Origin of the sequence: Providencia sp. PROV119 (assembly GCF_028482435.1) — a bacterium.
GTDB classification, from domain to species: domain Bacteria; phylum Pseudomonadota; class Gammaproteobacteria; order Enterobacterales; family Enterobacteriaceae; genus Providencia; species Providencia stuartii.
This window is the reverse complement of the sequence record NZ_JAMPQL010000024.1, coordinates 22,769-45,302: the sequence shown is the minus strand read 5'-3', so window position 1 is coordinate 45,302 and position 22,534 is coordinate 22,769. Positions and strand designations below refer to the sequence as shown.

The 22,534-nt window shown below is 40.1% G+C and carries 20 protein-coding genes; 6 read left to right on the top strand and 14 right to left on the bottom strand.

Going from position 1 to position 22,534, the window contains the following annotated elements; genetic code table 11:
• Nucleotides 1-11 precede the first annotated feature (11 nt).
• The 4 genes from galK to PSF11_RS17225 form a co-directional block, all read right to left on the bottom strand.
• A complete protein-coding gene (galK, locus tag PSF11_RS17240; RefSeq protein ID WP_442958773.1) occupies nt 12-1,172 on the bottom strand; it encodes a galactokinase in 1,161 nt (386 codons plus the stop codon).
• Between the two features lie 78 nt (nt 1,173-1,250).
• Nucleotides 1,251-2,303, bottom strand: coding sequence for a UDP-glucose--hexose-1-phosphate uridylyltransferase (locus tag PSF11_RS17235; RefSeq protein WP_072502430.1), 1,053 nt, complete (start codon nt 2,301-2,303; stop codon nt 1,251-1,253).
• A 24-nt stretch (nt 2,304-2,327) separates the two neighbouring features.
• Complete coding sequence (galE, locus tag PSF11_RS17230) at nt 2,328-3,353, bottom strand: UDP-glucose 4-epimerase GalE (protein ID WP_004921658.1); 1,026 nt, start codon at nt 3,351-3,353, stop codon at nt 2,328-2,330.
• Between the two features lie 302 nt (nt 3,354-3,655).
• Entirely contained in the window at nt 3,656-4,585 is a 930-nt protein-coding gene (locus PSF11_RS17225) for a cation diffusion facilitator family transporter (RefSeq protein WP_014656378.1), read from the bottom strand.
• A gap of 296 nt (nt 4,586-4,881) precedes the next feature.
• Here PSF11_RS17225 and PSF11_RS17220 point away from each other — a divergent pair, with 296 nt between their 5' ends.
• Nucleotides 4,882-5,319 carry a universal stress protein gene (locus PSF11_RS17220; protein WP_014656379.1) on the top strand — a complete coding sequence of 146 codons (438 nt, stop codon included), beginning with the start codon at nt 4,882-4,884 and terminating at the stop codon, nt 5,317-5,319.
• A 48-nt stretch (nt 5,320-5,367) separates the two neighbouring features.
• Here PSF11_RS17220 and eco read toward each other — a convergent pair whose 3' ends face one another.
• Entirely contained in the window at nt 5,368-5,844 is a 477-nt protein-coding gene (gene eco / locus PSF11_RS17215) for a serine protease inhibitor ecotin (RefSeq protein WP_004921671.1), read from the bottom strand.
• 271 nt (nt 5,845-6,115) lie between these two features.
• Here eco and PSF11_RS17210 point away from each other — a divergent pair, with 271 nt between their 5' ends.
• The 3 genes from PSF11_RS17210 to PSF11_RS17200 all read left to right on the top strand — a co-directional run bounded on the left by PSF11_RS17210 (nt 6,116) and on the right by PSF11_RS17200 (nt 8,683).
• Nucleotides 6,116-6,334 (top strand): DUF465 domain-containing protein, encoded by a 219-nt coding sequence (locus PSF11_RS17210; protein WP_004921673.1) that lies wholly within the window; start codon nt 6,116-6,118, stop codon nt 6,332-6,334.
• A 233-nt stretch (nt 6,335-6,567) separates the two neighbouring features.
• On the top strand, nt 6,568-6,927 hold the full coding sequence (locus PSF11_RS17205) for a nitrous oxide-stimulated promoter family protein (RefSeq protein ID WP_004921676.1): 360 nt from the start codon (nt 6,568-6,570) through the stop codon (nt 6,925-6,927).
• Nucleotides 6,928-7,858: 931 nt separating this feature from the next.
• Nucleotides 7,859-8,683, top strand: coding sequence for a helix-turn-helix transcriptional regulator (locus tag PSF11_RS17200; protein WP_072502431.1), 825 nt, complete (start codon nt 7,859-7,861; stop codon nt 8,681-8,683).
• Nucleotides 8,684-8,959: 276 nt separating this feature from the next.
• Here PSF11_RS17200 and PSF11_RS17195 read toward each other — a convergent pair whose 3' ends face one another.
• The 7 genes from PSF11_RS17195 to xerD form a co-directional block, all read right to left on the bottom strand.
• On the bottom strand, nt 8,960-12,598 hold the full coding sequence (locus PSF11_RS17195) for a hypothetical protein (RefSeq protein ID WP_272682839.1): 3,639 nt from the start codon (nt 12,596-12,598) through the stop codon (nt 8,960-8,962).
• Nucleotides 12,595-13,122, bottom strand: a complete 528-nt coding sequence (locus tag PSF11_RS17190) for a hypothetical protein (protein ID WP_004921685.1) — start codon at nt 13,120-13,122, stop codon at nt 12,595-12,597. The genes PSF11_RS17195 and PSF11_RS17190 overlap by 4 nt, the downstream gene beginning before the upstream one ends.
• 628 nt (nt 13,123-13,750) lie before the next feature.
• The gene (gene lysS, locus PSF11_RS17185) at nt 13,751-15,271 is read right to left on the bottom strand and encodes a lysine--tRNA ligase (RefSeq protein WP_004921686.1); all 1,521 of its coding nucleotides are present in this window, start codon (nt 15,269-15,271) and stop codon (nt 13,751-13,753) included.
• A gap of 7 nt (nt 15,272-15,278) precedes the next feature.
• A protein-coding gene (gene prfB / locus PSF11_RS17180; RefSeq protein ID WP_105874234.1) for a peptide chain release factor 2 occupies nt 15,279-16,380 on the bottom strand; the annotation gives its coding sequence in 2 pieces (ribosomal slippage) (nt 15,279-16,301 and nt 16,303-16,380; 1,101 coding nt in all).
• Nucleotides 16,381-16,518: 138 nt separating this feature from the next.
• A complete protein-coding gene (recJ, locus tag PSF11_RS17175) occupies nt 16,519-18,252 on the bottom strand; it encodes a single-stranded-DNA-specific exonuclease RecJ (protein ID WP_004921693.1) in 1,734 nt (577 codons plus the stop codon).
• Nucleotides 18,253-18,257: 5 nt separating this feature from the next.
• The gene (gene dsbC / locus PSF11_RS17170; protein ID WP_004921696.1) at nt 18,258-18,962 is read right to left on the bottom strand and encodes a bifunctional protein-disulfide isomerase/oxidoreductase DsbC; all 705 of its coding nucleotides are present in this window, start codon (nt 18,960-18,962) and stop codon (nt 18,258-18,260) included.
• Between the two features lie 19 nt (nt 18,963-18,981).
• On the bottom strand, nt 18,982-19,905 hold the full coding sequence (gene xerD, locus PSF11_RS17165; protein WP_072502433.1) for a site-specific tyrosine recombinase XerD: 924 nt from the start codon (nt 19,903-19,905) through the stop codon (nt 18,982-18,984).
• 162 nt (nt 19,906-20,067) lie between these two features.
• Here xerD and fldB point away from each other — a divergent pair, with 162 nt between their 5' ends.
• Nucleotides 20,068-20,586 carry a flavodoxin FldB gene (gene fldB, locus PSF11_RS17160; protein WP_014656387.1) on the top strand — a complete coding sequence of 173 codons (519 nt, stop codon included), beginning with the start codon at nt 20,068-20,070 and terminating at the stop codon, nt 20,584-20,586.
• A gap of 45 nt (nt 20,587-20,631) precedes the next feature.
• On the opposite strand, the gene PSF11_RS17155 is transcribed toward fldB, so the two are convergent.
• Nucleotides 20,632-21,042: a protein YgfX gene (locus tag PSF11_RS17155; RefSeq protein WP_036941148.1), complete on the bottom strand. Its 411-nt coding sequence runs from the start codon at nt 21,040-21,042 to the stop codon at nt 20,632-20,634.
• Nucleotides 21,023-21,289: an FAD assembly factor SdhE gene (gene sdhE / locus PSF11_RS17150; protein WP_004921708.1), complete on the bottom strand. Its 267-nt coding sequence runs from the start codon at nt 21,287-21,289 to the stop codon at nt 21,023-21,025. The genes PSF11_RS17155 and sdhE overlap by 20 nt, the downstream gene beginning before the upstream one ends.
• Before the next feature lie 252 nt (nt 21,290-21,541).
• Between sdhE and ygfZ the strand changes: the two genes are divergently transcribed.
• Entirely contained in the window at nt 21,542-22,531 is a 990-nt protein-coding gene (gene ygfZ, locus PSF11_RS17145) for a tRNA-modifying protein YgfZ (RefSeq protein ID WP_004921711.1), read from the top strand.
• The last annotated feature ends 3 nt before the right edge of the window (nt 22,532-22,534 follow it).

The following is a 22,534-nucleotide window of genomic DNA, read 5'->3' as shown; positions in this document are numbered from 1 at the left end:
CCCTACAATTTTCATGCATTCGCCATGATCCCAGCACCATCACTAGGCTGGCAAACATAAATATCGGCCTTCAGCCCTGTCAGCGCTTGATACTTTTGCTCAACCGCATCAATGACAGGAGTAACGAGTTGCTGTTTCATCAATGCCACCACGCAGCCACCAAAACCGCCGCCTGTCATTCTCACGCCGCCTTGATCCCCCAGAACCGCTTTCACAATCTCTACTAAGGTATCAATCTCTTTTACGGTAATTTCAAAATCATCCCGCATAGAAATATGTGACTGCTCCATCAGCATACTCAATAGGGGAAGATTATTTTCAGTTAAGGCTTTTGCGGCGGCAAGTGTTCTGTCGTTTTCGCTAATAACATGCTTAGCGCGTTTAGCCACTAGAGGTGTCAATTCCCCCTGCTTTTGGGCGAATTGTGCCAATGTAACATCCCGCAAAGCTTTCACGCCGAATTGTTTCGCCGCAGTTTCACATTGCTGACGCCGAATATTATACTCGCTATCCACTAATCCGCGTTTTTTATTTGAATTGATGATCATGACGACAAGATCATCAGGAATTGGAATCGGTGCTAACTCTAGGCTACGGCAATCGATTAACAGTGCATGCCCCTCATCACCGCAAGCAGAAATTAACTGATCCATAATGCCACAATTACAACCGACAAATTGGTTTTCAGCTTGCTGACCATTCAAAGCGATGTCTTGTTGGCTAATCTCCAATTGATACAATATCTTTAATGTCTGTCCAATCACCACTTCCAGTGAAGCCGACGAGCTAAGTCCTGCTCCTTGAGGTACATTGCCACTTACCGCGATTTCACATCCGCCAAATTGATACCCTCTGGCTAATAGAAATTTAACGACGCCCCGAATATAGTTTGCCCACATTTTTTCAGGCAAAAATAGGATCTCTTCATCAAGGCTAAACTCATCAATATCATAGCCATAATCGGCTGCAATCACGCGAATTAAACGGTCAGGGTGCTTTCTGGCTGCCGTCATTGTTTGATAATCAATTGCACAAGGTAAAACAAACCCATCATTATAATCAGTGTGTTCACCAATAATATTCACACGTCCTGGCGCTTGCGCATAGACCTCGGGCTGAGCATCAAAGCCCTTAATAAAGGCTTCTGTCACTTTTTGTTGGAGTATTTCGATGCTATTCATAGCAACCTCTCGATAATATCTGGGTAATAATGGAATGGCTCGGCCATGCTGGTTGTATGCTCTAAATATTTACTGCTGCTTGTAGTGAATATCACTGACACCTCGTAACCTTTCCGCTGCTTGTTCAGGGGTTAAATCACGTTGAGTTTCAGCTAACATTTCATAGCCAACCATAAATTTTTTGATTGTCGCTGAGCGCAACAAAGGTGGATAAAAAAGAGCATGAAGCTGCCAGTGTTCAATCTCTCGGTTATCACTAAAAAATGGAGCGAAATGCCATCCCATCGAGTAAGGGAATGCACAATGAAAGAGATTGTCATAACGACAGGTGAGCTTTTTCAGTGCAACACTAAGGTCATCGCGTATCTCTACACTCATTTCATTCATACGCCGAATATGTATTTTAGGCATTAGCATGGTTTCAAACGGCCAAGCCGCCCAATAAGGCACAACAGCAAGCCAATGTGCTGTTTCCACTACCGTTCTAGAGCCATCTTTCAGCTCTGCCTGTGCATAATCCAACAGTAAATTGCTTCCTTGCTGCTGGTAATACTGTTTTAATTGCTCATCTTTACGAGCAATTTCATTAGGCAAGAAATCACTCGCCCAAATCTGCCCATGAGGGTGTGGCTGAGAGCACCCCATCACCTCACCTTTATTTTCAAAAACTTGTACCCATAAAAACCGTTGGCTGAGTTCATCAATTTGCTGCTGCCAAGTTTCAATTACACGGCCGATTTGAGCTGTCGATAGTTCAGGTAAAGTCTTACTGTGATCAGGTGAAAAGCAGATCACTCGGCTCAAGCCACTGACCGCTTGTGTTTTAAATAAAGGCGATTGTTCTTTTGGCTGCGCACAAGACCTAGGTAATAGTGCAGAATAATCGTTTTGAAACACATATGTATCTTGATAATCAGGATTGATATCACCAGAAACGCGATGGTTGGTTGGGCATAAAAAACAGTTTCCATCGTATTTAGGCAGTTGTTTCACTTCCACCTTCTCATCTTGCCCACTCCAAGGTCGTTTAGCACGATGAGGTGAGACCAAAACCCATTGTCCTGTTAATGGGTTATAACGCCGATGCGGGCAATCTGATGGGTTGAACGCTATTTTATCCATGATGTTCTATTTCTCCTGTATCTATTACGATTCATAGCCATTAGGGTTTTGAGACTGCCAGCGCCATGAATCCATAGCCATGTCATCAATGGTACGAGTTGCCTTCCAACCAAGTTCGCGCTGTGCTTTTTCTGATGTCGACCAATACTCGGCGATATCACCGGCCCTTCTTGGCACAACAACGTATGGGATTTCCCTGCCGACAGCTTTTTCAAATGCGTGTAGGACTTCCAATACACTCGTTCCTCTCCCCGTACCGAGGTTGTAAATATGTAATCCTGCCTGCTGACTAACCACTTTCAGTGCAGCCACATGCCCATCCGCTAAATCCATAACATGGATATAATCACGCACACCTGTTCCATCAACAGTAGGGTAATCGTTTCCATAAATAGACAATTTTTCTCGTCTGCCAACGGCGACTTGAGCAATATAAGGCGTTAGATTATTCGGTATACCTTGCGGATCTTCCCCCATCAAACCTGAAGGATGGGCACCAACTGGATTGAAATAGCGTAATAAGGTCACAGACCAATTTGGTTCGGCGATCACCAAATCGGATAAACAGCGTTCAACCATGTATTTACTTGTGCCATACGGGCTTTGTGTATTGCCAGTTGGAAAGTTTTCTGTAATAGGCACCGTATCCGGTTCACCGTAAACAGTCGCGGAGGAGCTAAAGATGATACGATGTACGCCAGCACGCTGCATACATTTGGCTAGCACCAAGGTGCCATTAACATTCACATCATAATATTCGAGTGGTTTTTCTACCGACTCACCAACGGCTTTTAACCCCGCAAAATGGATCACTGCGCTGATTTTATGTTCAGAGAAAAGACGGTTTAACAGAGATTCGTCACGAATATCACCTTGATAAAAAAGCGGGCGCACTGCGGTTAGCTTTTCAATACGATTGAGCACTTCCTCTTTCGCATTGCACAAATTATCAATAATGATTGGAGCAAACCCAGCTTGGATCATCTGCACACACGTATGGCTACCAATATACCCCATCCCCCCTGTGACAAGCACTTTTGTTGGCTGCATCGTTTACCCCTTGATTCTATTAAGGATATGAAAATTCACTTTGCAAAGTATAGCAACGGGCTAATACCTTATTCTGTGATCTATCTCGCGATAGTGTAAACGTTTACACAAATAACCACAATAAGGGGCTTTTCAGAGGCGAAGAGCGATGCATTTTCAATATGTTCAACACCGGCCACATAGTGAAACAGTTTGTGAAATAAAGCACGATTGAGATATAAAGAGGTTTAATCAGGAAGATAGTTTGAAGAAAAAACCGAAAGCGAGGTCCTTTCGGTTATTTTTCTATTGGCGGTTTTCAACTAATGAATACATTCTTTATCGTATGGATCTAAGTGAGTCATGACATTGAGGATTTGCGGGTTTTCCATTAATTTATCACGTACATTTACCGCAATTTCATGGCCTGCCACAATCGACATATCACCATCGACCTCTAAATGAACATCAACTAAATAGAAATCGCCCGATTTACGTGTTTTCAAATCGTGAAACCCTTTGATCCCCTCAATGTTTTCAAGCACAGTACGAATTTCTTGCAATGTTTCTTCATCCGCACCTTTATCCATCAGATCTTGCATTGATTGATAAGTAAATTTATAGCCCATGCGGAAAACAAAAGTACCCACAATTAATGCCGCGATAGGGTCAAAAATTTTCAAACCACATAAGCTACCAATAATCCCAATAGCGACAACCAGTGAAGATGCCGCATCTGAACGAGCGTGCCAAGCATTCGCAACCAACATGCTGGAGTTGACCTGATTGGCAACTTTTAACATATAGCGGAAAAGCCCTTCTTTCGCCACCAACGAGACCAATGCTGCGACGAGAGCAATCGTGTGAACTTCTTGGATTAAATCAGGGTCAAGCATTTTTTGTACTGCCGACCAAATCATGCCAACGCCAACAATCAATAAAATAATCCCTAAGATCAATGAAGCACCATTTTCATATCGAAAATGGCCATAAGGATGGTCTTCATCAGGCTTTTTATGACTCTTTTTATTGGCAATTAATACCACAAAGTCAGCAACGAGATCTGATAATGTATGAATACCGTCGGCAATTAACCCTTGAGAATGAGAAATAAAACCAATGATAATCTGCCATATAGAAAGCACCATATTCACAATGACACTGACTAAGGTGCTTTTTTTAGCTGCATGAAACTTTTTCTGCTGAAGAGTAAGCTCATCACCTGTCGTATTTAATATTTTCTCTTTGTCCATAATATATTCTTAATGAAAAGCAAAATAATTATCATTTAATTAAACTTTTTAAATCAATTAGTTATGAAATCCACTGTAAATACTGACATATAATTAAAGAAAAGTCTTGTTATTTAATTGTAGTCTATCGAATTGAATGATAATCGTTATTTTTATTATTTTTGTATTAAATTGAATAGCAGAAAATGATAGTTTTTTTGTTTAAATTACATTGATTTAACAAAAGTTAAATCCTTTATACTATATTAAATCTTAACTGCTATAATGGCTTGAATAAACATATGAATGAGGTGGTTATGTATAATAAAATTTTAGTTCCTATCGACCTATTAGAAGACTCACTTAATCCACAGATCATTAAACATATCGAAGAACTAGCAAAATTAGGCTCACCAGAAATTCATTTTTTATCTGTGATCCCAAGCGCTGAGCTATTTTTTGGTATTGAAGTGACTATCTTACCTGAAAGTCATAAAAACTCGGCAGAACGCTCCGTGCTTGCTCTGAAAGCATTAGAAGACGTGATCAAAGATATTAATATCGCCGGTGAAAGAATTACCTGCAAAATTGGCATTGGCTCCGCCAAAGACGAAATACTCAGTTATGCCGATGATATCGGTGCGAGCTTAATTGTACTCGGCTCTCATCGTCCAAGTGCCTCCACCTATTTATTAGGCTCTACGGCATCAACTATCGTACGCCATGCAAAAACATCTGTCTTAGTTATTAGATAGCCATAAAGGAAAGTGCCACAGCATTAACCGTGGCACTTATAGGATATGTTATTTCTTGACCGAATCGAGCAGTTGATCATCCGTTGACCAAATACGATATTTCACATCCATATCTTTCGGAGCGTAAACTACAATAGGCAATTTGCTGTTATAACGAACAAAAGCATCATCACCAAGTTGCGTAGTCACAAAACGTTCTTTTGCAGGCTCTGAACATGCCATCATCGTTGAAGCGGGCCCTTTAACATCTTCTAACTGATAATAGCTATAGCCCCAACCTTCCAGTGTTTTTTCTTCTAGATCGCCCATAAACCATTGACGGTTACAATCTGCTTTAATGGTTTTACCGATCACAAGCTCAACCTGATAATTATCTTCATTCGGTTTTGCTGCCAACTGGATCACATGACGTGTCATGCCATTTTCTGCTTTAGGATAAGGTGCGATCTTTTCTAACTCCCCTGTCGCCATTGCGCAAGACGATACTAAGGCTACTGCCATTACAGATAAAATCGCTTTTTTCATGATAAAATCCTATCAAATGCAATCATATTAATAAAAAATAGAAATCTTTTTACCTAGAGTAAGTGAAAAATACTACAATTTACACTATGGATAATTCTTAATTTCAAAAATAAGAAAATATAACTATCTAATTCAATCCCATCATAGCTAATTTTAGTAGAATGATCATAAATTTGATAAAAACTATGTAAATTCTTCTCTGTTTTAATGCATAAATAATAGACAGTGCTTATACTGGAGATGAGGCTTAAATACATTCTGAGGAGGTACTATGTTATCTACAGAGCAAGATTTAGTTTCAAAGTTAATATCTACTCATCCCCGCTTCCAAAATCTTTATGAAAAACATCATCAGCTCGATAAAGAGATCAGCAAATTAGAAGGCCCTTCCGGTGCTGGTTATAATGAGCATGTTGCTAAGCTTAAAAAAGAAAAATTGCATATAAAAGACGAAATGCAAAAAATAATGCAATCGGCAAATAAAGGTTAATATTCAATTTACTAGGCTAAATAAGTAAGTTTTTATCTTGTTTTTGGTTTAGTTAAACCTTAATTAACAATTTATATTACTCATTTTCTAGTTAATTTTATCTTATTGTTTATTATGGCATAAGTCGTTACTTATGCCATTTTCGGTTTATCTTCTTATCATGCCGACTTTCTATTCCCTTCAATAACATGTATATTAAATGCAATTTATTGTAGATAGATTGAGGTGCACAGATGGTTGGGAAACGTATCCAGCGGGAAATAAAAACTATCGAAAAAATGATCCAACTCTACGAAAAGGCACATCCTGCACCGGCTGATTCGCCAGAACAATATAAAAAGCTCTATGCCTATGCAATTAATCGGCTCGAAAAATGCCGTTATGGAGAGCAAAAGCCTGCTTGTAAACAATGCCCAATACATTGTTACCAGCCAAAAATGCGAGAACAAATGAAAATAGTAATGCGCTGGGCTGGGCCAAAAATGTTACTCCATCACCCCATCTTAGCCATCAGACATTTACTTGATGACCGAAAGCCAGTTCCTGAACTCCCTGAAAGAAAACGTAATAGAAATTCATCCACAGATAATTAACCGCTAGATAACTTTTTATTTACATTGTGATATTCGCTGGGTTTATTAGTTTGCTAAAATATATTGATAATGAGTGTGATGATAATAAAAGAAACAATCATTAAATAATCTTAAAAGCCCCCTTTCTTAACGCCAACTGTTGCCCTATCAATTTATGGCATGCTAATTGTCATTTATCGCTTAGCCCCCTAAACACTTGTAAATCTTTTTTAACTCGTCAATAGGTTGCTTCCTCGACAGAGCTTATATCCATTTCGTTTGAGTGACGTTTCTCTAAAAATTAGTACCCCATGATAACTAATAATCAAAATCTATGTTTATAGAACTATCAAAAACCATACTTTTAGAAAATATGTTTAATAAATGAGATTTCTATCTCAAATATTGTGTGATTTATGTTATTACGACAAATATTTATTATCGTTACATGTAATAAAATTAATTGATAACATGGCTAACAGATAAAAACATAAAATTTATTTATCAGTACTATATTTTCCGATATTAATAACAATAAAAGCTATCACTATATTTTCCTCCTAATATGCAGAAAAAGGTGGCTTACCCCATCTAGATCAAAAAACACCAGAATTGAATAAAACCATTAGATTACTTTTTATGCTACTAAAAACCATTTATCAGTATTAATCACTACACAAAAACAACTAACTAGTTATAAATAACTAAAAAACATCTTTAACAATACTTTTTTCGAGCAAAAAAAGATATTAATTCGGAAAATCAGCATTTGGAAACATTTATTAATATTTAGAATTAATCTGTGACACAAAAAAGGCTGATTTATATAATTTTGATCAATCAGATAAAGATGAATTTATTGTTCATCTAATAAATAGATAAAGGAATTCAGCCTTAACTTTACATTAACAAATTCAACATTTAATTAAAAAATTAACACTCAGGATGCGTTATGCAAAATGATAGCAATGTAACTAACCGTCGTATAAAAAGAGTCTTGGTTAATAAAGAGAACCCGTATTCTATCATCGACCAACCTACAAAAGGATTAATTATTATTGAAAAGGGCAGCTTGATATGGGAAAGCCCTACATCAATAGAAACACTACACTGTGGTGATATTCTTTATCACAAACAAGGTTCATATGCTTTAAAAAGCACGGATGATGAGTCAGATTGTGAATTTCTTTGGATATCCTTAGAAGATCAATTTTTACGAGAGTTCATTAATCTTTATGGCAGCCAATTGAGTGAAATTGAACGTACAGAAACCAATAGCTATGATGTGATTAGGTTTACTACATCAACACTCATTGATGAATTAAAAAATAGCTTTAAAGCCATCGTTGACCAACAATACCCTAGATTACTGGTGACATTACGTATATCTGAGTTTCTTTTATTGCTTTCTTATAGTGAACAAGGCTCAAAGCTGCTGGCTAATTTAAGACAACTGAGTAATCGACAAGCAGAACGATTACAGAATTTCATGGAAAATAACTTTTTAAAAGAGTGGAAGCTGGCTGATTTTGCGAAAACATTCGGTATGGGCTTAACAACTTTTAAAGAACTATTTAATGCGGTTTATTCAACCTCACCACGTTCATGGATCAGCGAAAAAAGAATTATGTATGCACATCAATTGCTTGTAAATACTCAAATGAGTATCGTTGAAATATCAATGGAAGTAGGCTTTTCAAGTCAATCTTATTTTACACAAAGCTATCGTAAGCGTTTTGGGTATACGCCAAGTAAATCAAGATCACCGACTCACTGATGTGATGATTTAGATTATTTCTAAAAAATACATTTGCCCTGTCAGTTATAGATATGTGTGCATTGCCCTATATACTGACAGAAAGGCAGATAATAATTAGCTAAACGCCTGCCCTTCCCTAACTGAATTGCTCTCAATTCGATGGTTCTAATCTCTATTTCAGTGGTTTTTCAATAATGGATAACGGAAAAAATTTCAGTACTTATGCAGGGACGATAACAAAAAAGGCCGTTTACTAAATTAGTAAAACGGCCTTTTTTAACTTTTTGATTATGGTTATTTAGCGCTGATAATTTTCAAATCAATAATCGACATTGAGTTTGGCGGAATGACCCCAGGTATTCCATCGACACCATAACCACCTTCTGGCTTAATATAAACCTTAACCATACCCCCTTCTCCCGCTTTCTCAACAAAGGAGTTCAACGGTGCGGGTAGTTCACTATAAGGCAATGTGACAGGCTCTTGATCCTTATACAGTACCGTCAGAGTTCCATCAGTAAGCTGTTCTCGCATAATAAATGTGATATTTTTCTTCTGCACATTGGTAATTGGCTTACCTTTTTGCAGGATTTTATAATACGTAAAGCTATCAAGCTTACTGTATTTCTGCTTAGTGATTTCCTCAATTATACGTTGATTACGCTTTGCATTCGCTTGAGCAATTGCCTTTAGCTCTTTTTGAGACAGTTGCTTTTTAGGTGCTCCCATAATCGATGTAGAGCCACTCGGCGCTATTTTCGCTTTTAACTTGTCATTTTCATCTTGAAGCTGCATGACTTTTTTATTTAACTCCATGATCTGAGCTTTAAGCGCTTCATTCGAAGTTAATGACATTTGCTGTTTCAATTCAGCTTCTAGTTTCTTCAATTGATCTTTAGCTGTTGCTAACTCTTTTTGCAAATTAGCACTGTCAGCTAACTGTTTTTTCAGTTTTTCTAACTCAGTATTCTGAGATTGATATTTATTATCAATTCCTTTTAGCTTCTCAGCATCCAGTTTTAATGCACTGATTTGTTTGTTCGCCTCGACTAACTGTTTATCAATCTCAGCCGCTTTTTTCTCTTTAGTCGTAATATCAGTTTCAAGGCGTTTAATTTGTTGCTCACGCTCTTTAGCTTGTTTTTCAACTTCCGCTTTTTGTGCTTGTAACTGTTTTTGAGCAGCTTTCAATTCAGCTTCTAATGCTTTATGTTGCTCAGTCTGCGCGGTTTGTGCCGTCAACACGGTTTGCAGTTTCGCGGCCTGCTGCTCGTTATCTTTTAACTGCGCTTGTAGCTGCTTATTCTGCTCGGCTAACTGTTTCGCTACGGCCTGTTGCTTCGCCAGCGCTTCGCGTGTCGCTCGGCTATCTTCTTCCGCTTTCTTCAGTACCGCTTCTTGCAATTTTAATAGCGATACTTGCTGAGTAAGCTCAACCGTTAATGATTTCACTTGCTGATCCGACGCTTGCGTCATTAGCTGCTTCTGCTTCTCAATCTCTTTTTGTAACTGAGCGATATCAGTATTCGCTTTTTTCAGTTGAGCCTGAGCGGTAGTGAAGCCTTCTTCTTGCTGCGTTAATTTCGCTTGTAGCTGCTGCTGGGCTTTCTGACTTGCTTCATATTGCTTCGCTAATGCCGTTTGCTCCGTTTTCTGTGCTTGTAACTGTGCTTGAGCCGCCTTCAATTCAGCTTCTAACGCTTTTTTCTGCTCCGCTTGTGCCGTTTGAGCCGTTAACGAGGCTTGCAGTTTCGCGGCCTGCTGCTCGTTATCTTTTAACTGCGCTTGGAGCTGCTTATTCTGCTCGGCTAACTGTTTCGCTGCAGCCTGTTGCTTCGTCAGCGCTTCGCGTGTCGCTTGGCTATCCGATTCCGCTTTTTGCAACACTGCTTCTTGTTTCTTCAATAACGCGATTTGTTGGTTAAGATCAGCCGTTAATGCTTTTACTTGCTGATCCGACGCTTGCGTCATTAGCTGCTTCTGCTTCTCTATCTCTTTTTGCAGCTCAACAACATCCGTATTGGCTTTTTTCAGCTGAGTTTGCGCTGTTGCAAACTCCTGCTCTTGTTTCGCTAATTTTTCTTGTAGCTGCTGCTGGGCTTTCTGACCTGCTTCATATTGCTTCGCTAATGTCGCTTGCTCCGTTTTCTGTGCTTGTAACTGTGCTTGAGCTGTCTTCAACTCAGCTTCTAACGCTTTTTTCTGCTCTACTAACTGTTGCGCTGTGGCCTGTTGCTTCGCCAACGCTTCGCGTGTCGCTTGGCTATCTGACTCCGCTTTTTGCAACACCGCTTCTTGTTTCTTCAATAACGCAATTTGTTGGTTAAGATCAGCCGTCAATGCTTTTACTTGCTGATCGGACGCTTGCGTCATTAGCTGCTTCTGCTTCTCAATCTCTTTTTGCAACTCAACAACATCCGTATTGGCTTTTTTCAGCTGAGTTTGTGCTGTTGCAAACTCTTGCTCTTGTTTCGCTAATTTTTCTTGTAGCTGCTGCTGAATTTTCAGACTTTCTGCATACTGTTTCGTCAGCGAATCTTGCTCTGTTTTATTCGTTTTTAACAGTTGTTGTGCCGCTTTTAGCTCAGCCTCAAAAGCTTTAGAAGCTGCTTGCTGTTTCAACAGTTCAGCTTGAATATCGCTATTTTGTTTTTGAGTTAACTGAAGTTCTGACTCTTTTTGCTTCAGTAATTCCTTCTGTTTTTCAAGTGAAGCAGTCACGAGCTTAACTTGCTCGTCACTATTTTTATTTAATCGTTCCGCCTGCTCTTTTGCATCCGTTTCTAATTGAGTTAGCTGGGCGGTTAATTGTTCAACTTGCTTCTGAGCATTTTCAAATTGTAATTTTGCTTGCTCTATTTGTTTATCTTTCTCAGCAAGTTGTTTTTCTGCTAATGCTTGAGCTTGAATACTTTCGCTAAGTTTTTTCTCAAGTGCCGCAATTGATTTCTGCGCTTGTTGATTCTGTGCAGTGAGTTGTTCTAAATTATTTTCTTTATCTGCCAGTATATTTTTAACGGAGTTCAATTCATCCGTCAGTAATACAATGGTTTCTTTATCATCTGTTGCACTTAGTTTTTCACGTAACAAAGCAACTTGATTTTTATTTTCGGCAAGTTCGTTATTGATACGCTCTATTTCAAATTGTTTCTCGGCGATATCATGACTGAGTTCCGCTACACTTTTATTATGTGCAATTAATTTTTCGACTAATTGCCTATCGGTTAAAAGTTGATGATAAGCAATTAACTGACCAGCGCCTTGAGCAGCACCAAATCTAAATAGGTGAGTCGATTGTTGTTGCGCGAGCAGATCGGCAAGCTGTTCTAGGTAAGCCGTATTATCACGCAATACCCCCATTGAGTACTTAGCAGAGTAAAGCCCTAATGGATCTAGAACAATTTGGTATTTAGCAAAATCTTTCGATAAATACTGTGGATGCCATTGGTTTGAATTAAAGAAATAAGGGTAGGATGACAATAACAAAGACTGGTGTGCTGAACCAGTTTGTTGATCCACAATGCTTTCTTCTGGTAATGGGCATTCAGACAAAGCAACTTTAGGTTGTTCTGTCATCTGACCTTTAGCTTGTGTAGCTACTTTTGTCGTCGTAACTTTAGTTTGGGTCTGCTGAGTGACCGTCCCTTTAGCTTTAGGTTGGGTACGTGCAGGCGTTTTACTTTGGCCTGCATTTTTACCCGCAGCAGATTTAGATTTTTCTTTTGGCTCAGGAGCGAGCGGTAAAGATGAAAATGAGTCATATCCCTGACCTTGAATATTCAATGGCTTTTCCGGCACTTTACCTTCCTGCTCTAATTGCAGGTAAGTGTCAAAGTCATCAATGACATTATTGAAGCTATCCGATTTTGCAAATTGACTAAAAGCAGCCGAAAAAATGGCCAAAGATATACAAAGTCTTAGGTTAATTCTCATAATCCACTAATTTTTTCCAATGTTGATTCGGTAGACAGGACTGAGTTATAACGAACTTTCGCGCAAAGAACTTTTGTTTTAGCTTCTATTGCCATTTGTAACAGTTCAATCGTGTCTGGACTTGCTGTCGATGCGACTTGTTTATAAAGCTGATTAATTTCGCTCACTTCTTTAAAGGAACCGACTAAGCGATTGTAATCTGCTGGTGACAGTGTTTTCAGTGCATTAAGTTCTTTAATACAGGTGCTTAAACTCTGGAATGACTCACCTTCGCTTCCAGATTGATTTAGCATCGTAGGATTTTGCCCAGCGGGCTTATGATTAATTGCCGTGTTTAAAACAGTCTGAGAATCAGCATGGGAATAATCCATGTACTGCTGCCCCGTCGCTGAATTAGCCGTTGATGAAGCTGTGGCATCAGTTTTTTCTGAATAATTCGTGTTAGAGCCCCAAGAACAGCCAGAGAGAATTGCTGTCCCAGCCAAAAGCAAAGACGCAACAAAAATTTTATTGTTTGAAAACATATAGTTACCTTACCAGCACTTTTCTTCGCTATTATAATGACATTCAAGAAACCTAGTGTAAGCTAAAATTTATCTATTTTCTATAAGCCCTAATCTAGAAATAGAGTCATCTCATAAATTTTGGTTAATTATTTTAATCTTAGCACTAAATCGGTATCGACCCCATCATTTTTAATGCAATAAAATTACTAAGAACACTTATTTTGAGTTTTATAAATAATAACTGTAAAAAATTATCATCTAACGATCTCAAGCGAAACCTTTATCCGGTTAATAAACAATTCCACTGTAGGACGGCGGTGACTATTTGATTTTTCTGAAAAGTACAATATTTCAATATATGAAATATTTTCTAACAAAAAAACAAATTCGAATCTTTTATCTATTAACATTTTGTTAAGTACATTACACTTATTATGTTATAAACATAAAAATGATGTCTGAGTATTTCCACTTAAGCGCAACAATAAAAAATAATTAAGCCCTATTGATAAAGGAAATACATTAACAAAAATAATTTAACTTAAGTAATAATTTAATAATCGCTAACTGTACTAACGTATTATTTAACGATTTAGGATTGGATAAAACAATGCCCAGACTCAGCTGGGCATTGTTATTGATAGCACTAAGCTTTAGATGGGCGTAATGCAGGGAATAAGATCACGTCACGGATCGTATGACTGTCAGTAAATAGCATGACCATACGGTCAATACCAATCCCGAGGCCAGCCGTTGGCGGTAAACCATGCTCTAATGCGGTGACATAGTCTTCGTCATAGAACATCGCTTCGTCATCACCTTCATCTTTCTGACGAACTTGCTCAGCGAAACGCTCTGCTTGGTCTTCAGCGTCATTTAACTCAGAGAAACCGTTACCGATTTCACGTCCACCGATGAAAAACTCAAAACGGTCGGTGATAAATGGATTTTCATCATTGCGACGAGCTAATGGTGAAACTTCCGCTGGATATTCAATAATGAAAGTTGGTTGGATCAGGTGGCTTTCTGCAACCTCTTCAAAAATTTCACATTGAACACGACCTAAGCCCCAGCTATTTTCTACCTTGATGCCGATAGACTGGGCAATTGCAACCGCTTTATCCATATCATCCAAATCAGCAACGTTAGTTTCAGGACGATATTTACAAATGGCTTCCTTCATGGTCAATTTGGCAAATGGTTTACCAAAATCAAACTCTTGCTCACCGTATTTAACGACAGTGTTTCCTAAAACATTCTGCGCTAACGTGCGGAATAACTCTTCAGTCAGATCGATTAGGTCACGGTAATCAGCATACGCCATATAGAGTTCCATCATAGTGAACTCAGGGTTATGACGTGGAGACAGGCCTTCGTTACGGAAGTTGCGGTTAATTTCAAACACACGTTCGAAACCACCAACCACTAAACGTTTTAGGTACAGTTCAGGAGCGATACGCAGATACATATCGATATCCAGCGCATTGTGGTGAGTCACAAATGGACGAGCAGAAGCACCACCAGGGATAACTTGCATCATTGGTGTTTCCACTTCCATAAAGCCTTTGCCGACCATAAAGTTACGTAGCTCAGCTAAGATCTTCGAACGAACCATAAAGGTGTGGCGAGATTCATCGTTGGCAATCAGATCAAGGTAACGTTGACGATAACGTGTTTCTTGGTCTGCTAAACCGTGGAATTTGTCCGGTAATGGGCGCAGTGCTTTCGTCAGTAGACGCACTTCGTGACAATGGACAGTCAATTCACCTGTTTTGGTTTTAAATAAGCGGCCTTTAGCGCCTAAAATATCGCCTAAATCCCACTTTTTAAATTGCTCGTTATAAACGCCTTCCGCTAAGTCATCGCGAGAAACATAGATTTGAATACGACCACCCACATCTTGCAGGGTTGCAAATGATGCTTTACCCATAATACGACGAGTCATCATACGACCAGCAATGGCGACTTCAATATTTAAGTCTTCTAGCTCTTCCGCTGATTTTTCATCATATTGTGCGTGGATCTTTTCCGATGTGATATCACGACGGAAATCATTCGGGAATGGGATCCCTTTTTCACGTAAAGCAACGAGTTTTTCTTTACGTGCTTTCAATTCGTTATTCAAATCGGGTGCTTGTTCTGCACCCTGTTGTTGCTGCTGAGACATTTTTTCCTCACAGGCCAGCTTTCAAGCTAGCTTCAATGAATTTATCCAAATCACCATCCAGTACGGCTTGCGTATTACGCGTTTCCACACCAGTACGTAAATCTTTAATACGTGCATCATCAAGGACATAAGAACGAATTTGGCTACCCCAGCCAATATCCGATTTATTCTCTTCCATCGCTTGCTTATCAGCATTCTTTTTCTGCATCTCCAGTTCATAAAGCTTCGCTTTTAACTGGCGCATGGCTTGATCTTTGTTTTTATGTTGCGAACGGTCATTCTGACATTGAGTCACAATATTTGTAGGTATGTGCGTAATACGTACTGCTGACTCAGTTTTGTTTACGTGCTGCCCACCCGCACCAGAAGCGCGGTAAACATCAATGCGTAAATCTGCTGGGTTAATTTCGATATCAATATCGTCATCAACTTCAGGGTAAATAAAGGCGGAGCTAAACGACGTATGGCGGCGCCCCCCTGAATCAAATGGGCTTTTACGCACGAGACGGTGTACGCCGGATTCTGTTCTTAGCCAACCGTAAGCATAATCACCGATAACTTTAATGGTTGCCGATTTTAAACCCGCCACATCGCCATCTGATTCTTCAATAATTTCTGTTTTGAAGCCTTTCGATTCTGCCCAACGTAAGTACATACGCATTAACATACTGGCCCAATCTTGGGCTTCAGTACCGCCAGAACCGGCTTGTAAATCAATGTAGCAATCAGCGCTATCATATTCACCAGAAAACATCCGGCGAAACTCAAGCTGCTCTAGTTTTGCTTGGAGCTGAGTTAACTCTTCACCTGCTTCATTAAAGGTGTCTTCATCATCAGCTTCAATAGCAAGTTCGAGTAAGCCTTCAACGTCTTCAAGGCCTTGGGTCATTTGATCTATGGTGTCAACAATCGACTCAAGAGAAGATCGCTCTTTACCTAACGCCTGTGCTCTTTCAGGTTCGTTCCAGACATCTGGTTGCTCAAGTTCCGCATTAACTTCTTCTAAGCGTTCTTTCTTGGCATCATAGTCAAAGATACCCCCTAAGGACCGCTGTTCGCTCAGATAGGTCCTGAATCTTACTTTTTACTGGGTTAATTTCAAACGTCATTTTTCAATGTCTTATGTTTGGTCGTTATAAATAGAATAAATTCTTCACAAACCGTCAATGATAACGGAATTTCACTAAAATTTATAGCACTGCAAAAGCGAATCTTACCTCTCATCGACGTAAACTGAGAAAGTTCCCTTATTCAGGCCAAATGTGCTCAACCATCAGTTGAACACTCTTTTGACCTCGAAACTCGTTAACATCTAGTTTAAACGCAATTTTTGCGCGTTTCACACTATTATCAGGCCACCGCCGCACATCGATATTAAACATAATCGCATCCAGCATTGGCCCTCCCTTCACTGGCTCTAACATCATTTTAAGATGGCGTTCACCCACTAAGCGCTGTTGCAGCAACCGAAAATAGCCGTCAAAAACAGGCTCAGGGAATGATTGCCCCCAAGGGCCGCTTTCACGTAGTAACTCAGCAATTTCTAATGTGAACTCATCCTGTTTGAGTTCACCATCACTCCAAACAACACCTGATAGTTGATCGGGTTGAATAAGTTCCCCCATCAATGATTCAAAATGCTGCTTAAATAAGCCAAATTTACTCTCTTCTAGGCTCAAGCCAGCCGCCATGGCATGACCACCAAATTTTTGCATTAGCCCCGGTTGTAGGGTATTTAGGCGCTCTAATGCATCGCGCATATGCACCCCTGGTACTGAGCGCCCTGAGCCTTTTAATGTGCCGTCACCCGCGGGTGCAAAAGCAATCACAGGGCGGTGATATTGTTCTTTAATCCTTGACGCCAATATTCCCACAACCCCTTGGTGCCACTCAGGATGATAGATAGCTAGCCCATTGGGTAATTGGCTATCACTATACTCAATTTTATTAAATAACACGGAAGCTTCTTGTTGCATCCCCGCTTCAATTTCCCGCCGTGCTTGGTTTAATCCATCCAGCTCGTTAGCCAGTTCTCGCGCATAAGCCATATCATCGGTCAGGAGTAATTCAATACTCACAGACATATCATCTAAACGCCCTGCGGCATTCAAACGAGGCCCTAAAGCAAAACCAAAGTCGTTGGCGACCAAACGAGAGCATTCCCGCTTTGAGACCTCGATTAATGCTTTGATCCCCGCACAACAACGCCCCGCCCTGACACGATGCAGACCTTGATGCACTAAAATACGATTATTAGTATCAAGTGGAACAACATCTGCCACTGTTCCGAGCGCAACTAAATCTAAGAATTCGGCTAAATTAGGTTCGCTCATTCCCTGCTTAACAAACCAGCCTTCTTGGCGCAATTTGGCGCGTAACGCGGACATTAAGTAGAAAGTCACGCCAACGCCTGCTAATGATTTAGAAGCAAATTGGCACCCTTCTAGATTAGGGTTAATAATGGCATCGGCCTTCGGTAATACATCTCCCGGAAGATGATGATCCGTCACAATGACCTTAATATCATGCTGCCTAGCCGCTTCGACACCTTCGTGTGACGAAATACCATTATCAACGGTGATGATAAGATCCGCGCCGCGTTTGTAGGCTTCCTCAACGACAAGAGGCGTCAGCCCATAACCATTTTCAAACCGATTTGGAACAATGTAATTTAAGTTCACATATCCCATTGATTTTAATGCGCGAATAGCTAAAGCCGTACTCGTAGCGCCATCAGCATCGAAATCCCCTACGATGGTAATTACGCTATGGTTCTCCAATGCACTATAAAGTAGCGTTAATGCGTTATCTATCCCTGATAACGTGCGGTAATCTAATAAGTTAGCGGCTTTACGCTCTAGCTGTGAAATATCCGTCACGCCTCGATGGGCATAAACTCGCTGAAGGATTTCAGGAAAACCATCCAGTGTTTTAATATCCTCAGCGAGTGTACGCTGGCGTAAAAAAGTTTCTACATTCACAATGGTTAACTATTTTGTTCGAGTATCTTTAACAGTTTATCGGGGGATAAATAACCCGACAATAATTGCCCATCAGGTAACACGATCGCTGGCGTTCCTGTCATTTTAAATTGGCTACCTAACTTAACGTGTTTACTGAGATCAATTTTACATTCATCAATCATGGCAACTTCGTCACCTTTAAATGCTTTAGTTAATGCACTTTGAGGGAGCGCATTACACCATATAGATGCCATTTGTTTTGCAGACTCATGCTCCAAGCCTTGGCGTGGGTAAGCGAGGTAACGTACTGTGATACCTTTGCTATTTAATTCACCAACCGATTCATGGAATTTTTTGCAGTAGCTACAGGTAATATCGGTAAATACTGTAACCACATACTTCTCTTTCGGCGCTTTAAAGACGATCATTTCATCTTTTAGCGCTTCAACCTTTTTCATGAGTGGTTGATTAGAAATGTTGACTGGCATTTTGCCGCTTAAATCATAAATAGGGCCTTGTAATAAATATTTCCCATCATCAGTTACATAAATAATACCATCTGAAGTATCAATAGTATTAAGCCCTACAATAGGCGATGGTTTGATTGATTCTACAGAGATATTATATCTGGCAAGCTTCTCTTCAATCACTTTATCATCTGTTGCCGCAGACACTGAGGCGGAAAATGTTGCAATGCAAGCCGCCCATAAGAGTAGTTTATGTTTCATAATTATCCTTTAACGCACATCACCCCCTTGGATGATGCTGCTCATGTAACATGCGCAAACGCTCGGTTGCGACATGTGTATAAATCTGTGTCGTAGAGAGATCACTATGCCCTAATAGCATTTGCACAACTCGTAAGTCGGCGCCGTGATTCAGTAAATGTGTCGCAAATGCATGGCGTAGAACGTGTGGTGATAACGCTTCAGAATCGATATTCGCAATCACCGCATAATGTTTAATACGATGCCAAAATGTTTGGCGCGTCATTTTTGTGCCACGTTTGCTAGGAAATAAAACATCACTGGCTTTACCATTGAGTAAGTCAGGCCTACCTTCTTCAAGGTATTTTTCTACCCAATAAATAGCCTCTTCTCCCAGAGGAATCAATCTTTCTTTATTCCCTTTCCCCACAACACGTATGACACCTTGCCGTAGGCTAATATCAGAGAAAGTTAACCCCACCAGCTCTGAGACTCGTAACCCACAAGCATACAGGACTTCCAACATTGCTTTATCGCGAAGCTCAAGAGGATCCTCGGTTGCAGGGGCATTCAGTAGGTCTTCAACCTGCTGTTCACTCAAATCTTTTGGTAGCCGTTGTGGTATTTTAGGTGCGGCAATCACCGCTGAAGGATCATCAAGCCGTATTTTTTCACGATAAAAATATTGGAATAAACGCCGCATAGCGCTTAATAGACGCGCAGAGCTAGCCGCTTTGTATCCCCCTTCAATCCGTTCTGCCAAAAACGATTGTAAATCGATTGATTGAACACTTTCCAAATCCAATTGATTCGCTTCCAGCCACTTATCTAATAATTGCAAATCTAAACGATAAGATGCCAATGTATTTTCAGCGAGATCTTGCTCTAACCAAATGGTATCAAGAAATTGCTCAATTAATGGATTAAGCTGTTTGGTTTCCACGCTGCTTATATCCCTCTTCATAACCGCCACGTAAGCTATTATACCTATCCTATCTCAAGTTACAGCGCTATTGGTGATGTTCGGTTCGTCTTCTCATCCCCCTAAAATATTGAGAGTGTGTGCCCGATACCGTTCATTCTGTTACAATACCTCTCTACTGCAATGAAAACTAGTTACATTAACATGAAAATAGGTCTCTTTTACGGTTCTAGTACTTGTTATACCGAAATTGTCGCGGAAAAAATACGCGATATCCTCGGTGAAGATTTGGTTACATTACATAATGTCAACGATACACCGCCTGAACTGATGGAGCAGTATGACGTTCTCATTTTGGGTATCCCTACGTGGGATTTTGGTGAAATACAAGAAGACTGGCTGGCAATTTGGGATGCGCTTCCCAATCTTAAGCTTAACAACAAAATTGTTGCTATGTATGGGATGGGCGATCAGATTGATTATAGTGAATGGTTTCTTGATGCACTAGGCATGCTATATCATCAACTAAAGCCAACAGGGGTGCAATTTGTAGGCTTTTGGCCACTCGATGGTTACCAATTCGAAAGCCCGAAAGCACTGACAGAAGATGGTACACAGTTCGTTGGTTTGGCTTTAGATGATGTGAATCAATTTGAAGAGACCGATGAGCGTATCGCACAGTGGTGTATGCAAATCTTAACCGAGATTGAAGAATTACTGTAAGTTGACTATGCTGACTTTCCCCATTACTGCAATAACCCCTAATGATTAAATATCAGGATATTGCAGTAATAGTTGGTTTAAATTACGCCAGCTCTCTTCTGATAAGGCATCTTTTGCAACCCATAAACGGATCTTCTGTGGCTTACCTTGTAAGGCACTGAGTGTCAATAATACCCCCACACGGCTACACCAAGGTTGCTTAACGATACTCCACTCATTCTTTTTCCATTGGACTTTATTGCCATTAACCAGCACCGCAGTCCCTTTGATTTTACTGATGCTTTTTTGGCTTTTTGCCCAGCTAGCAATCACAATCACTAACAGCGGCAACCACACCATTGAATTCCCTGGCGCCCATGGTGCGACCAATAGAATAAAGCCGACTACCCCATGAGCACAGGTTGAAAAAAGCTGAGTTTTCCATGAAATGGAGAGATTAGATTTCCACAGGACCACGATTTTTATTTCTTTCCTGAATCAATTTAACCATACCAAACAACTCATCGTCGTCTGGGCGCCCATGATTCATTAACCAGTTAAACAGATCAGGGTCTGCACACTCAAGTAAACGAACAAAAGTACGCTTGTCCTTGTCAGAGAGTCCTTCATATTCATATTCAAAGAATGGCATGATGGAAATATCCAACTCACGCATACCACGACGGCAAGCCCAATGAATTCTTGCTTTATTCTCTATATCCATTCCACTACGACCTTATTTGTTGCAGTTAACTGATAAGATTAATTATTTTCAATACTCTAACAGATAATTGATTGGGAAAACATGACCTATCGTACAATGTCGATAATTTTCATCACTCTATCGCGCTTTTATCCAAGAATGCCGATTAAAAATATTGAATAATTGATAGCGCATCATAATAACTACTTGCAATGTAATCCAGCTCTTTTACCATTAACCCCCTTCTGATACGAAAGAAAAACAGGTGAAATCATGACTACTGAAGTTGCTCACTCAAAACAATTCCCTCTCGATTCTCAGTCTTTACCACTTATATTGATTTCACTGGAAAACTGGGGATTAATTCATTTGCATGGCCTTGATGCTGAAAAGTACCTTCAAGGGCAAGTTACGGCTGATGTTAGCGCAATGACACCAGCACAACACACCTTAACCGCTCACTGTGATCCTAAAGGGAAAATGTGGAGTGACTTGCGTCTATTCCACCACCTTGATGGTTTCTCTTATATTGAAAGAGCCAGCGTACTTGATAGCCAATTAGCCGAGCTAAAAAAATACGCGGTGTTCTCGAAAGTCACCTTTGAACATAAGCAAGAGCTAAAATTACTCGGTGTCGCGGGGAAAGGCGCTCGCGAAGCATTAGCCACTATATTCACTACGCTACCTGATGCAGAAAACCAAGTCACCGTTGATGGCGTCTCAACAATTTTACATTACGCATTGCCTAACGAACGTTTTCTTATCGTCACAGATCAAGCAACCGCACAAAAAATTACCGACTCGCTTAATGCGGAAGTGGTTAATGATGAGCAATGGTTATCACTAGAAATAGAAGCGGGATACGCCGTCATCGAACAAGCCAGCAGCGCGCAACATTTGCCTCAAGCCACCAACCTGCAAGCCTTACCTTATGGTATTAGCTTTAAAAAAGGTTGCTATACCGGACAAGAAATGGTCGCACGGGCAAAATTCCGTGGCGCCAATAAGCGGGCGATGTATTGGCTGAAAGGCACAGCAACATCCGTTCCGGCAGTCGGTGAAGGTGTAGAATGGCAATTAGGTGATAAATGGCGCCGTACCGGTACTGTTCTTGCTGCGGTGAAATTAGCAAATGGTGAAGTGAATATTCAAATCATTATGAATAATGATATGGAAGCGGATAGTGTATTTCGTGTTACAGGGGATGAGCAAAGCCACCTAACTATTCAGCCACTCCCTTACTCGTTGGAAGAAGAAAAATAATTG